Consider the following 13,600-nt stretch of genomic DNA (forward strand, 5'->3'; position numbering starts at 1 on the left):
GACCGCGCAAACGTCGCAGTTCTGATTTCGTTAGGAAACCGCGGCGATAAAGGCGCGGATCAGGTCTGCGTCTTTGACACCCGGCGCACTCTCGACACCCGACGACACGTCAATCTCGCGCGCGCGGGTTTTCTTGGCCGCATAGGCCGCGTTTTCTGGCGTCAGACCGCCGGCCAGCATCCACGGACACGGCCAGTGTTTTCCACCCAGCAACGTCCAGTCAAACGATAGCCCGTTCCCACCCGGCAGTTCGGCATCCTGCGTGGGTTTTGCATCAACCAACAGCTGGTCAGCCACTCGTCCATATGTGCCAATCTGCGGCAAATCACGGGCATCGGCGATGCCAATCGCCTTCATCACCGGCAGGCCGTACCGCTCTTTGACTTCGGTCACACGCTCGGGCGTTTCTGATCCATGCAGCTGAATCATATCAAGTGGCACCGCCTCGGTGATTGCATCCAGCGTGGCGTTATCCGCGTTCACAACCAGCGCAACCTTCATCACGCCAACAGGCACCTCAACCGCAAGCGCCCTTGCCGTTTCGATGCTGACGCTCCGTGGGGATTTTTCAAAGAACACTAATCCGACATAGGCGGCACCTGCGTCAACCGCTGCGGCAACGCCTTCAGAGGTGGTCAAACCACAAATCTTAACCCGAGCTGTCATGTCGTTTTCCTAGCGGTTCAGGCCGCGGTATCGTCGAGCAAGGCGAGAACGTCATCCTTGCCTTCGTTCTTTTCACCCTTGAGACGGGCCACTTCCCGCTCAAGCTGAATCACGTCGCGACCACGAGTACGTGCTTCGGCCCGATGACGGTGCTCGCGCAGCCATTCCCAAACAAAGCCAATCAACAGACCAGCCGTAATGCCGAGGAAAATTACGATAAACAGCGGTAGCTCGACTGTCGGGCTCGGCCCCAGATATCCAGCAAAGGTGTCAGGCATCGCCTTGAGCGTTACCAACCCACGATTTGCCAAAGCAACAGTCACCAAACAGATGGCTAAAATGGCGAGAAACACATACCGAATATACCGCATAACTTTGGGGTCCTATTTTCCGTTCAAACGATCGCGCAGCAACTTTCCCGCCTTAAAGAATGGTACATGCTTTTCTTCGACATGAACAGATTCACCAGTGCGCGGGTTACGACCCGTTCTCGCATCGCGGCGTTTGACAGAAAACGCGCCAAATCCGCGCAGTTCAACACGGTCGCCATCGGCCATGGCTTCTGTGATTTCGTCAAAGATGGTGTTGACGATCTTTTCGACGTCCCGTTGGTAAAGATGCGGATTTTCATCGGCGATCTTCTGGACAAGTTCGGAACGGATCATTCGGCAGCCCCCCTGGCAGTGTTTTGTGACGCGAGTTTTCCCCGCTGTTGAAATCTGACTATAGGACGAAAAGCCTTTTCCATGAAGGGATTACCCGCCATCGCAACGTCGCTTTTCGCGGCAGATCACACAGATTCTGGGCGATTTCGACCAAATTGGCGATTTTATCATGTTGGATTTCTGGAAATTTGTCCTGCGACAGCCCGCCGCACCGCAGCACAATCTATTGATTCGGTGGCCAAATTTCGACGGTTCGTATACTGATCGCCTCAACCAAGAAGGTTACACAGATGCGCCAAACAGACCTCGTCAAGAGCATTCATGACCGCGCCACCTCAGGCTCTCGTTTGATCGTGGCCATTGCGGGTGCGCCAGCCTCAGGCAAATCAACGCTCGCAGACACCCTTGCCCACGACCTCGGAGACACGGCGATTGTCCTGCCGATGGACGGGTTTCACCTCGACAACCACGTACTCGATGATCGCGGCCTGGGCGACACAAAGGGCGCCTCAAATACCTTTGATGTGGAGGGCCTCGACGCCATGCTCGCACGTATCAATCAAGAGGATGAAATCGCGATCCCCGAATTTGATCGCAGCCGCGATATTGCCATAGCCGGTCGCCGCATTATCGAACCGCACCACCAGATCATTCTGGTCGAAGGAAACTATCTTCTTCTCGACACCGATCCATGGGCCAAACTTGCCCGCCACTGGGATCTGACGATCATGCTCGAGGTGCCACTTGATGTACTCAAAACCCGCCTCATCCAACGTTGGCGCGACCACGACTTTGATCCTGATCAGGCCCGCGCCCGCGCCCTGTCAAACGATATCCCCAACGCCAAAACCGTGGTCACCGGATCGCGCACCGCGCAGATTACTGTCACCAACAGCTGATCCTCAAACAAAAAAAACCCGCCCATTTCTGAGCGGGGTTCCTATTCTTTTCGTCAGGCTACCCCGACGTTGCAGAGGTCGACTTATTCGTCGCCATTCAGAGCTGCACCAAGGATATCGCCCAAGGATGCACCAGAGTCGCTCGAGCCATACTGCTCAACCGCTTCTTTTTCTTCTGCAATTTCGCGTGCCTTGATCGACAGACCTAGACGACGTGTCTTGCTGTCGATGTTGGTAACGCGAACGTCGATCTTGTCGCCAACGCCGAAACGCTCTGGGCGCTGCTCGGCACGGTCACGCGACAGGTCGCTGCGTCGGATAAAGGACTTCATGCCCTCGTATTCCACTTCAACGCCACCGTCTTCGATCGATGTCACTTCAACAGTAATGATTGTACCGCGCTTTACGCCGCCAACTGCGTCCGCAAAGGGATCGCCGTCCATGGCTTTGATCGATAGGCTGATGCGCTCTTTTTCAACGTCAACTTCAGTGACTTTCGCATTGACCATGTCGCCCTTGCGGTAGTCGCCGATAACATCTTCGCCGCGGCCTTCCCATGTGAGGTCGGACAGGTGAACCATGCCGTCGATGTCGCCGTCGAGACCAACAAACAGACCGAATTCGGTGATGTTTTTGACTTCGCCTTCGACTTCCGTGCCCTCAGGGTGTGTCTCAGCAAAGACTTCCCATGGGTTGCGCTGTGTCTGCTTGAGACCCAAGGATACACGACGCTTGGCGCTGTCGATTTCCAGAACCATGACTTCGACTTCTTGCGAAGTAGACACGATCTTGCCTGGGTGTACGTTCTTTTTGGTCCAAGACATCTCGGACACGTGAACCAGACCTTCAACACCAGGCTCGAGCTCAACAAATGCACCATAGTCAGTGATGTTGGTGACGCGACCAGTGTGCGTTGTCTCCAGTGCGTACTGAGCGGCAACCGCATCCCATGGGTCGGCCTGCAACTGCTTCATGCCGAGGCTGATGCGGTGCGTCTCTTTGTTGATCTTGATGACCTGCACCTGAATTGTCTCGCCGATTGTGACGATTTCAGATGGGTGGTTCACACGGCGCCACGCCATATCTGTGACGTGCAACAGACCGTCAACACCGCCCAGATCAACGAACGCACCGTATTCGGTGATGTTCTTGACCACACCGTCGACCTGCTGGCCTTCGGTCAGGTTGCCGATAACCTCGGCGCGCTGTTCTGCACGGGACTCTTCGAGGATCGCACGACGCGATACAACGATGTTGCCACGACGGCGGTCCATCTTCAGGATTTGGAACGGCTGCTTGAGACCCATCAATGGGCCAGCGTCGCGTACTGGACGTACGTCAACCTGCGAGCCTGGAAGGAACGCAACAGCACCACCAAGGTCCACAGTGAAACCGCCTTTGACGCGGCCAAAGATTGCGCCTTCGACGCGCTCTTCTGCTGCATAGGCTTTTTCCAGACGATCCCAAGCTTCCTCACGGCGGGCCATTTCGCGGCTGATGACGGCTTCGCCACGCGCGTTTTCGACCTGACGCAGGAACACTTCAACTTCGTCGCCAACGGCGATTTCAGGAGCTTCACCTGGGTTTGCGAATTCTTTGATCTCAACGCGGCCTTCCATCTTGTAGCCTACGTCGATGATGGCTTGTCCCGCTTCGATTGCGATGACTTTGCCTTTGACAACAGACCCTTCAGCGGGTGTGTCCATTTCGAAGCTTTCATTCAGGAGTGCTTCAAACTCTTCCATTGTATTAGCCATGTGGCGTCGTTTTCCTAACGTTTGGTTTTATACGGGCCGTGCGGTTGTCTCCGCCGGTCTTTGGGTTTCAATTGGTCTGAGATCGCAACATGCGGCTGGACAAACAAAGGGCCGGAGTAATCCGACCCTGTATAAGTTTGCTCTGCCGCAGACCTGTTCCGCTCTGTCAACGCTCGCGCGTATAATTGGGATTCTTCAATAGATCAAGGGCTAGGTCCACCTGACCGCCCCGCAACCGGTGTCCAGTATTTGCCGTAACTCTCGTCCGTTCCAGGCGGTTGGATCAGGATCATTCCGCTGCCGTTGTACACGGTCAGCTCGCCCAATTCCATTTGTCCGGAAGCACCAGAAAATCGATCCGCATCATGTCATAGCCAGCAGCCAGTTTGCTCGCCACAGCCTACATTTCCTCAAACGCGGTCAGCATAACAAAATCAATCGGATCATACCCCGTCGAAATCAGCGGGTGGCGCGTCAGGTCGGTGTTATACAGCGACCACCGCACATCCTCGCTGCGGTGATCGCCGCATAGAACAAAGCGCCAGACCCCGTGATAGAAATACAGTTTGATGTCGACCGGCCCTTCACCCTGAGCATCCATCAACAGCGGCTCAACCGTCAAACGCGGGCGCAAATCGCGGTAGGCCCATTCATATCTGCGCACGCCATAGACCTGCCGCAACCATTTTTGCGCACCACTCTTCGCCGCGTCCCATTTCGAATGCGATCCCGCCGGAACCCGTTGATACCAACCACAGCCGTGGCTTGCCTTGATGATTATGTCTTGGTCTTTCAACGCCGGGTTCAGATCATCAAACCGGTCGGCAACCGCCAACAGCGGCACCATGTAGCGATCAGCAGCCCCCTCGCCCAAGACCTCATCAACCACCCGCCGCGCCTCGATCCGGTCCGTCATGCGCGGATAGGCCGGATTGTGATCAAAGAGCTTGCGCTGCTGCATCTTTTCGCTGTGTGTCACAGGGGGATCTAGCCGCAAGGGATGCCCGTGCTTGGCCAGAAACCGCACTTTTAGTCGCCGATACCCCGTCAGGCGGTGTTTCACACCTCGCAACCGCGCCGCCACATTGCGAACCATCCATCTGACATGAGGCAGCCTGCGTGCCCCAACCTCAGTCATCGACCGCGTACGACCCACGGCGCACCCATAAGCTTGTCTTCTTCATAGCTGCCAAACTTGATCATTCCACTTCCGTCATGCAACGTTAGTTCGACCCGATACCACCTGTCTTCCGTCACAAGAAAATCAACCCTCAAAGTATCAAACCTGCGGCCAACGCCCGCGCCACGTCTTGGATTTCGGCCATTCCGTCCGGCACCACAAAATCATAAGGATCAATTCCGGCCCAAGTCATTTCGACATAGTCGAATGTCTCGCTATGGACCGAGAACTTGACCGGATCGCAGCGATTGTCCTCTTGCATGTGATAGTGGACAATCCCGTCATAGACGTAGATCTTCAAATCCAATGTGCGCCTATCAGACCGTTCCGGCAGCAGCGGCTCGACCAACAAACGTGGTGTCAACTCGCGATAGGCCCATTCAAAATGGTTCAGCCCATAAACCCGTGCCAGCCAATACTTGGCCCGTTTGCGTGCGGAGTCTCAATCTGCCTGCGATCCAGGTCTGACGATCTGGTTCCAGCCACTGCCATGGCTTGCCTTGATGATCACACCGCGTTGCATCAACGCAGGATCCAGATCCTCAAACCGATCCGCAACGGCCAACAGTGGCACCATATACCGATCCGCAGACCCCGCCCCCAAAAGTTCATCCACAACAGCGCGTGCTTCGATCTTATCCGTCAGCCGTGGATAGATCGGGTTGTGATCAAACAGTTTGCGGTGCTGGATTTTGTCGCTGTGGGTGATGGGCGGATCGAGGCTTAGATCATAGCCATGCTTAGCACGAAACTTGCGCCGCAACTTGGCGTGATTTCTAAACCTATCCCACGCAAACCGTGCCCGCGCATAGCTATAATGCAGCCTGTGCCCCAACACGACGCTACGCTCTTACCTCCTCAATCGCGGCGATTGCCGCAGCAACCGCTGCATCAATCGACAGATCAGAGGTGTCGATTACAACAGCATCCACAGCAGCCACCAATGGCGCCTCGACCCGCTCTCGGTCACGGGTGTCGCGGGCTTGGACATCGGCCAAAACATCGACCAACGTTACATCCATGCCCTTGGCCAACAATTCGTCAAACCGCCGTTTGGCGCGAACATCCGCGCTGGCTGTGACATAGAGCTTGGCCTCGGCGGTTGGACAAATCACGGTTCCAATGTCGCGACCATCTAGAACCGCACCACCATCGCGCGCGGCAAAATCCTGCTGGAATTGGACCAAGGCAGCACGCACCTCGGGCACCACCGCCACACGGCTTGCAGCCTGCGCCACCTCGGGCGTGCGCAAATCGCGCGCGGTCAAATCTGTGGGGACCAACGCCTGCGCCGCCGCCGCGGGCTCCATTCCCGACAAAACCTTGGCACCCACCGCACGGTACAACAGGCCCGTATCCAAATGAGCAAAGCCAAAATGCGTCGCCACAGCCTTGGACACTGTGCCCTTGCCTGCCGCAGCAGGCCCGTCAATAGCGACGCAAAAACCCATCAGGTGCGTTCCACGCGTGCCCCAAGGGCCGCCATCAGAGGCTCGAAAATCGGGAAGGATGTCGCAATCGGCTGACCATCATCGATCGATACCGGCGCATTCGCAGCCATGCCCATCACCATAAAGCTCATAGCGATCCGGTGATCCAACTGGCTTGCACATGTCTCACCACCCGGCACATTGCCATGCCCCAAACCGTGCACCGTCCACCAGTCATCGCCCTCGTCCACGGTCACACCGTTCAAACGCAGGCCCTTGGCCATCGCGTCAATGCGGTCGCTTTCCTTGACGCGCAACTCTTTGACGCCCGGCATATGTGTCTTGCCCTCAGCAAAGCTCGCCACAACAGACAGTACAGGGTATTCGTCGATCATCGACGCAGCCCGCTCAGCTGGCACTTCGATCCCTTTGAGATCGGGCGAGAACCGCGCGCGCAGATCGGCAACAGGCTCGCCACTCTCTTCGCGCATATTCTCAAACGTCAGGTCCGCGCCCATATCTTGCAACGTAAAGAACAGCCCAGCGCGGGTTGGGTTCAGACCGATGTTCGGCACCAACACGTCTGATCCCGGCGTGATCACCGCCGCACAAACCGGAAACGCAGCCGAGCTTGGGTCGCGCGGCACAATGATCGTCTGGGGTTTCAACTCGGGCTGACCGGTCAGCGTTATAACTCGCCCCTCGTCAGTCTCTTCTACCGTGATCTCAGCGCCAAATCCCGCAAGCATCCGCTCGGTATGATCTCGGGTCGCTTCTTTTTCGATCACAACCGTTTTGCCCGGTGCGTTCAGACCCGCCAGCAAAACCGCCGATTTCACCTGCGCCGACGGCACGGGCACGACGTAACGCACAGGCACCGGATCTGCCGCCCCGACCAAGGTCATCGGCAACCGGCCTTGCTTGCGGCCCACCGCTTGGGTTCCGAACAAAGCCAATGGATCGGTCACGCGCCCCATCGGCCGCCCGTTCAACGACGCATCGCCCGTAAATGTCGCTGTGATCGGCGATGTTGCCATTGATCCCATAATCAGCCGCACACCCGTTCCCGAGTTGCCGCAATCAATCACATTCTCTGGTTCGGCAAAGCCACCAACGCCCACACCGTGCACGCTCCACTCGCCACCACCGTGATCCGTAACCTCGGCGCCAAAGGCCCGCATCGCACGGCCCGTGTCCAACACGTCTTCGCCTTCAAGCAACCCTGTGATCCGCGTCTCGCCCACGCTCATCGCGCCTAAAATCAGCGACCGATGCGAGATAGATTTATCCCCTGGAACATCCGCGGTGCCATTAAGGCCCGTAGAAGCGTGAGAAGTCATTGGGATCGGGGTGCCGTGGCCTGACATGCGTGTTCTTTCATAATAAATGCCGCACTGTCTTAGACCGCAACGCTCGGGGCGTAAACGGTGCTGGGCCACAGGTGGGAAAAAATCACCGCTTTTGATCGATGTCAGACAGGCGACTGTGCGTTTTCTGACGGTGAACAGCAAAACGGCGCGCTATCAAGGCACCACCCGAGCACCCGATCAGGTCCGGCGGAACGTCATATAATGCGGTGTGCGGTCTTCACGGATCGCTTTGGCCTCGTATCTGGTGCGGGTCCAATCAGACCACGGCTCGCGCCAATCCTCGGGTGTCTCGCCCAACCATTCAAACCCAGCACGCGGCACTTTTTCCATCGTTTGACGGACATAATCAGGAATATCTGTCGCCACGCGAAATTCGGCATCCTGCTTCATGACACGTGCCAGCGGGTCCAGATGCTCGGGCGTGACAAACCGGCGGCGGTGGTGGCGCTTTTTCGGCCAAGGATCAGGGTATAGCAAAAACGCCTTGGCAATCGCTCCATCTGGCAACAGGTCCATCAAATCGCGCGCATCACCCGGATGCACCATCAGGTTCTCGACACCCGCATCACGGATTTTACCCAACAGCATAGCGACCCCGTTTATGTAAGGCTCGCACCCGATGATCACGACGTCAGGGTTCAGCGCGGCCTGATGCACCACATGCTCGCCCCCGCCAAAGCCAACCTCGAGCCAGACATCACGCCCGCCCGCAACCTGCTCCATATCCAGCGGCACGCGGTCTGGGTTGTCCTCGAACGCAATCGGACCGGGCGACAAATGCCCCAGATCATCCATATACGCCTCTTGGCTCTTGCGCAGGTTATGACCTTTGAGACGGCCATAGAAATTGCGAAACTGGCCGTCGACCATTTTGCCTTTGGGAATATAGGGTGGTTTTGTCATAGCGCGGTCCTCTTGGCCGCTCGGATGCCGTGTTGCGCGCGCGGGGTCAAGCTATTTGCAGTGGCGGTCGAAGGTGAGCTTTGCGGGACGAAGCCGGCCTTGGCAATTTTTCATTCAATGGTTTGAGCCTCCCACTTTGAAGTGGTCCGCCCCGATAGTTAGGAAAGCGGCGGCCACTAGTGTTGCCCTCGCGTCGCCCCTGACAGCACAATCTACAGATGACCAAAGTCAGGCGAGCCTCGACACCGTCATGGCCCTTATGGGCGCAATGGGAGGCGGTGACATGGGCGCGATGGCTGATCTTATGGCCGACGACATGGTCTGGCTAAACGCCGGAGATCCGACCCTGCCGTGGATTGGACCTAGGGACGGAAAAGAAGAGATCTTTGCGTTCCTCGGCGTCTTTAGCGAGAACTTTCAAACCACCAAATGGGAAAACACGGATGTTCTCGCTGTTGGTGATACGGTTGCAATCTTTGGCGACATGAACGGGATCACGACCAAATCAGGCCAAGAAATCGGCGACTTCACCTTTGCACTGCGCGCCAAGGTGCGGGATGGCCAAGTCGTGCTTTGGAACGGGTTTGAAGACAGCTTTGCGGTCAGCCAAGCCTACGACGCAAAGTAGCGCTCAAATCCAGTGCCGTGGCCAAAATCAAGGGCGCCAAAATGCTCATACATTCTGCCCCCTTTGGCCACGGCATCCAATAGTGCGAACACCACGCCCGCCAATGCGCTACTAGCTAGGCCATACCATGCAGCGTTTTGGCCTCGAGATAGTCCTCCAAGCCCATCAACCCGCCTTCGCGACCATTGCCGGATTGTTTGTATCCGCCAAACGGAGAGCCATAGTTGAACCCTCCTCCGTTGATGTGAATTGCCCCTGCACGCAGACGTGCAGCGACGCGTTCAGCACGGGATGGATCGCCCGTTTGCAAATAGGCCGCCAGCCCATAGGGCGTGTCATTTGCAATCTGAATAGCCTGCTCTTCGTCATCGAACGGAATGATAACGAGCACGGGACCAAAGATTTCTTCCTGTGCGATGCGCATATCATTGCGCACATCAGAAAAGATCGTCGGTTTGACGAACCAACCAGTGTCACAGCCATCAGGTTTTCCCAACCCACCTGCGAGCAACGTAGCGCCTTCATCGATGCCCAGCTGGATCATCGCCTGAACCCTGTCATATTGGATGCGGTCAAACAGCGGCCCAATGTGATCGCCCTCTTGCTCGGGATCCCCGACGGTCGTGGCTTCTGCGGCGCGCTTGGCGATTTGCACGGCTTCATCATAGCAGCTGTGTTCCACCAACAGGCGCGTCGGTGCATCACATGATTGACCGGTGTTATACATGCATTCCTGAACTGACGCGGTGACTTGTGCATCGAGATCGCAATCGGCGAACACAAGGTTGGGGGATTTACCGCCCAATTCCAGCGTTACACGTTTGACTGTTTCAGCAGCATCACGGGTGATGGAGACGCCTGCGCGGGTAGATCCAGTAAACGACATCATCTGAATGTCTTGGTGGCGCGACATAGCGGCCCCTACGGTCGGACCGCCTCCATGGACAAGGTTAAAGACCCCCGCAGGGAACCCAGCCTCATCAATAATTTCGGCGTAGATCATGGCGGATACGGGTGTGTGCTCGGACGGCTTCAGAACACAAGTGCACCCTGTTGCAAGCGCTGGAATGACCTTGAGCGCGATCTGGTTCATCGGCCAGTTCCACGGCGTGATCAGACCGCACACACCAATGGGCTCGTGCAGAAGGATGTCACCATTGGCCAACACCGTCCGCCCTGCCATCCCCTCAAGCGCGTCAATAAAGCCCTGAAGGTGACCAACAGCCGCATCAGCCTGCGCTTCGCGCGACATGGTGATCGGCGCACCCATCTCCATGCGAATCGCCTGTGCCAAATCCTCAAAACGCCTTTCAGTCACGTCCCTAAGACGCTGCAGCAGGGCCAATCGCTCGGCTTTTCTGGTTCGCGAATAGCTCTCAAAGGCCGCACTTGCCGCCGCAACCGCGTTGTCCACATCCGCCTGATTGCCCATGGCGATGGTGCCGATTTCTTGTTCGGTCGCTGGGTTCAGGACCCGCATTGTGGCATCCGAACAGGGTTCGACCCAACAGCCTTTGATGTAGAATTTCTGTAGGTTGTTCATGGATCTTAGGCTCCGGTTATAGATGCAGTTGCATGCAAGGATTGCGGAATTCACGGCTTGCGTAAACCCATGGCGCGAGGATGTCCCAATCCATCTCAACACCAAGGCCCGGCAGGTCATTGGCCCATACGTGGCCATGCTCATCGGGACGAAAAACTTGTTTGGTCCCGAATTCATATGCTTCGAACGGTGCCACTTGCTCAAAATAGTCGCAATTTGTTTGGGACAGCAACAGATGTAAACTCGCCGCTTGGGTCAGAGTGTAGCCCCAACTTTGCAATTCGCCCTTCAGCCCTTGCGCGCGTGTTACAGCCATCGCTGCGCAGCCACCGGTAAACCCGCCAATGCCGGTCACATCAAAACGGGTACGGTCCCATGCCCCCATTTGCAGCGCCAGATGGATCAAATGTAGATCCGGTATCCCGTTGCCGCTGGGCAGAACGTCAATATCAACAGCATCCGCCAATGGCTTATACCCAAGCAGGTTGCTGTCCGGCATCGGAGCTTCGAAAAACTCTCAATCAAGACCGTCTAACAAACGCCCCATGCGCAAGGCCTGCGCGGGTAAATAAGCACCCTCAGCATCGAGGTTCCAACGGACAGATTGCCCAGAAAAACTGTCGGTCAATCGTTGAACCAATCGGATGTCATCTTCTATCTGGCCTTAGGGATGGATCTTTATCGCGCAATATCCTTGTGCCACCCTGTCTTTGCAAAATTCGACATATGCCTCATCGCTGGCCAACAGCGGACAGGACGCATAGGCGCAGATACTGTCACGTGAAGCACCAAGCATTTTGTAAATTGGCACACCTAGTGTCTTGGCGTTACCATCATGCAAAGCGATATCAAAAACGACGCCGAGATATGCCCCAAGAACCACAACATGGAACACACTCCTATGGAATTTGACTACATCATCGTTGGCGCTGGTTCAGCCGGTTGCGTGCTGGCAAACCGCCTAAGCAGAGATCCAGAAATTCAGGTTCTGTTGCTCGAGGCTGGTCCCGAAAACAACGCACTTACGTTGAAAATTCCAGCCGCAGTACTGTCGAACCTCACAAGCACCAAACACAATTGGGCCTTTCAAGGCGAACCAGAGCCGGAACTGAATGGCCGCCAAATTCAGCACGATCGCGGCCGAACAATCGGTGGTTCTTCTTCCATCAACGGCATGGTGTTTATCCGTGGCAATGCACTGGACTACGAAGGTTGGCGGCAGTCCGGTTGTGAGGGATGGGGCTACGCGGATGTCCTGCCATACTTCAAACACTTGGAAACCTATAGCAGAGGCGCGGACGACTTTCGCGGCAGCGACGGGCCATTGCATGTGAAACGTGGCAATCCCACAGACCCATTGTCTTTGGCCTTTATCAAAGCCGGTGAAGAGGCCGGATATGAAGCCACCGATGACATTAGTGGATTTGGCCAAGAAGGTTTCGGCGTCTTTGACAGCACCGTCCATAACGGTGAGCGCTGGAGCGCAGCGCGTGGATATCTCGACCCAGTGCGCGATCGCTCAAACCTGACCATTGTGACCCAAGCGCTGGTCCAGCGGCTGAACCTAGAAGGTCGCCGCGCAACCGGCGTCACCTATAAAAATGGCAAGGGCCAAATCGTTGACGCATCAGCACGAAAAGAGGTGATCCTCAGCGCTGGCGCAGTCGGTTCACCGCATCTCTTGATGCTGTCCGGCATTGGCCCCACCGATCATTTGCAATCTATGGGCATCGACGTCAAAGCGGACCTGCCCGGCGTTGGCCAGAACCTCCATGACCATCCCGATTTCGTTCTGAAATTCAAATGCCTGCAACCCGTATCTCTTTGGCCCAAGACGAAAAGCATCTCCAAACTAGCCGCCGGAGTTCAGTGGATGTTGACCCGAGAGGGCATTTGCGGATCCAATCACTTTGATTCAGTCGCCTGCATTCGATCTGGACCCGGCGTGGAATATCCGGACCTACAAATCTGCATTTCACCAATTGCTGTAGACGATGAGACATGGGCCCCCTTGCAGGAGCATGCGTTTCAAATCCATGTCGGATTGATGCGTGCGCACAGTCGGGGAAAAATCGAACTTCGCTCTAGCAACCCTGCCGATCCGCCGCGTATTTTCGTGAACTACCTACAGGACGAACGCGATCGCGACCTGTTGCGAAAAGGTATCCGTCTTGTACGTGAACTGGTCGAACAGCCCGCCTTTGATGGCCTCAAAGGCAGTGAGATTTTTCCAGGCGCTGATGCCAATTCCGATGAAGAACTGGATGCCAAGCTGAACACACACACGACGAGCCAATGGCACCTGTCTTGCACGGCACGTATGGGGACAAAGAGCGACAAACATGCCGTCGTCGATGCGACCGGCCAAGTCCACGGGTTGACCGGATTGCGGGTGGTTGATGCGTCGATCATGCCTTTTGTGACCAATGGCAACACCAACGCGCCAACGATCATGATGGCTGAAAAACTCAGCGACACTATTCTGGGCAACGCTCCGTTACCACGTATCGACGCCACAACGTGGCAAAGTACTGACTACGAGACGACCCAACGCTAGGA

At 56.2% G+C, this 13,600-nt stretch carries 15 protein-coding genes and 1 pseudogene; 3 read left to right on the forward strand and 13 right to left on the reverse strand.

Features of this window, described 5'->3' with window-relative positions; translation table 11 throughout:
- Nucleotides 1–30: 30 nt before the first annotated feature.
- The 3 genes from TR2A62_RS07495 to ihfB are packed head-to-tail and all read right to left on the reverse strand — an operon-like array spanning nt 31 to nt 1,331.
- On the reverse strand, nt 31–666 hold the full coding sequence (locus tag TR2A62_RS07495; RefSeq protein ID WP_009157552.1) for a phosphoribosylanthranilate isomerase: 636 nt from the start codon (nt 664–666) through the stop codon (nt 31–33).
- 17 nt (nt 667–683) lie between these two features.
- Nucleotides 684–1,037 (reverse strand): LapA family protein, encoded by a 354-nt coding sequence (locus TR2A62_RS07500; protein WP_009160837.1) that lies wholly within the window; start codon nt 1,035–1,037, stop codon nt 684–686.
- A gap of 12 nt (nt 1,038–1,049) precedes the next feature.
- The gene (gene ihfB, locus TR2A62_RS07505; RefSeq protein ID WP_009159629.1) at nt 1,050–1,331 is read right to left on the reverse strand and encodes an integration host factor subunit beta; all 282 of its coding nucleotides are present in this window, start codon (nt 1,329–1,331) and stop codon (nt 1,050–1,052) included.
- Between the two features lie 290 nt (nt 1,332–1,621).
- Here ihfB and TR2A62_RS07515 point away from each other — a divergent pair, with 290 nt between their 5' ends.
- The gene (locus TR2A62_RS07515) at nt 1,622–2,230 is read left to right on the forward strand and encodes a nucleoside/nucleotide kinase family protein (protein WP_009157392.1); all 609 of its coding nucleotides are present in this window, start codon (nt 1,622–1,624) and stop codon (nt 2,228–2,230) included.
- An 83-nt stretch (nt 2,231–2,313) separates the two neighbouring features.
- Here TR2A62_RS07515 and rpsA read toward each other — a convergent pair whose 3' ends face one another.
- From rpsA to TR2A62_RS07550, 8 genes are all read right to left on the reverse strand, one after another.
- Nucleotides 2,314–3,987, reverse strand: coding sequence for a 30S ribosomal protein S1 (gene rpsA, locus TR2A62_RS07520; RefSeq protein ID WP_255346157.1), 1,674 nt, complete (start codon nt 3,985–3,987; stop codon nt 2,314–2,316).
- 203 nt (nt 3,988–4,190) lie between these two features.
- Nucleotides 4,191–4,319, reverse strand: coding sequence for a hypothetical protein (locus TR2A62_RS19370; RefSeq protein WP_009159497.1), 129 nt, complete (start codon nt 4,317–4,319; stop codon nt 4,191–4,193).
- A 68-nt stretch (nt 4,320–4,387) separates the two neighbouring features.
- Nucleotides 4,388–5,083, reverse strand: a complete 696-nt coding sequence (locus tag TR2A62_RS07525) for an ATP-grasp fold amidoligase family protein (protein WP_009160486.1) — start codon at nt 5,081–5,083, stop codon at nt 4,388–4,390.
- A 175-nt stretch (nt 5,084–5,258) separates the two neighbouring features.
- Nucleotides 5,259–5,531, reverse strand: coding sequence for a hypothetical protein (locus TR2A62_RS07530; RefSeq protein WP_009160929.1), 273 nt, complete (start codon nt 5,529–5,531; stop codon nt 5,259–5,261).
- Between the two features lie 78 nt (nt 5,532–5,609).
- On the reverse strand, nt 5,610–5,930 hold the full coding sequence (locus tag TR2A62_RS07535) for an ATP-grasp fold amidoligase family protein (protein WP_040820423.1): 321 nt from the start codon (nt 5,928–5,930) through the stop codon (nt 5,610–5,612).
- A gap of 79 nt (nt 5,931–6,009) precedes the next feature.
- Complete coding sequence (locus tag TR2A62_RS07540) at nt 6,010–6,618, reverse strand: d(CMP) kinase (RefSeq protein WP_009157645.1); 609 nt, start codon at nt 6,616–6,618, stop codon at nt 6,010–6,012.
- A complete protein-coding gene (aroA, locus tag TR2A62_RS07545) occupies nt 6,618–7,964 on the reverse strand; it encodes a 3-phosphoshikimate 1-carboxyvinyltransferase (protein WP_040820424.1) in 1,347 nt (448 codons plus the stop codon). The genes TR2A62_RS07540 and aroA overlap by 1 nt, the downstream gene beginning before the upstream one ends.
- A gap of 180 nt (nt 7,965–8,144) precedes the next feature.
- Complete coding sequence (locus tag TR2A62_RS07550) at nt 8,145–8,870, reverse strand: tRNA (guanosine(46)-N(7))-methyltransferase TrmB (protein WP_009159345.1); 726 nt, start codon at nt 8,868–8,870, stop codon at nt 8,145–8,147.
- Between the two features lie 250 nt (nt 8,871–9,120).
- Here TR2A62_RS07550 and TR2A62_RS07555 point away from each other — a divergent pair, with 250 nt between their 5' ends.
- A complete protein-coding gene (locus TR2A62_RS07555) occupies nt 9,121–9,498 on the forward strand; it encodes a nuclear transport factor 2 family protein (RefSeq protein WP_040820426.1) in 378 nt (125 codons plus the stop codon).
- A gap of 115 nt (nt 9,499–9,613) precedes the next feature.
- On the opposite strand, the gene TR2A62_RS07560 is transcribed toward TR2A62_RS07555, so the two are convergent.
- Together TR2A62_RS07560 and TR2A62_RS07565 are read right to left on the reverse strand one after the other, a co-directional pair.
- Entirely contained in the window at nt 9,614–11,041 is a 1,428-nt protein-coding gene (locus TR2A62_RS07560) for an aldehyde dehydrogenase family protein (protein ID WP_009159351.1), read from the reverse strand.
- Nucleotides 11,042–11,057: 16 nt separating this feature from the next.
- Nucleotides 11,058–11,546, reverse strand: a pseudogene (locus TR2A62_RS07565) (enolase C-terminal domain-like protein); the annotation flags it as partial.
- Between the two features lie 330 nt (nt 11,547–11,876).
- Here TR2A62_RS07565 and TR2A62_RS07575 point away from each other — a divergent pair.
- Nucleotides 11,877–13,598: a choline dehydrogenase gene (locus TR2A62_RS07575; protein ID WP_223296086.1), complete on the forward strand. Its 1,722-nt coding sequence runs from the start codon at nt 11,877–11,879 to the stop codon at nt 13,596–13,598.
- The last annotated feature ends 2 nt before the right edge of the window (nt 13,599–13,600 follow it).

This window comes from Thalassobium sp. R2A62, from assembly GCF_000161835.1.
Taxonomy (GTDB): domain Bacteria; phylum Pseudomonadota; class Alphaproteobacteria; order Rhodobacterales; family Rhodobacteraceae; genus Thalassobium.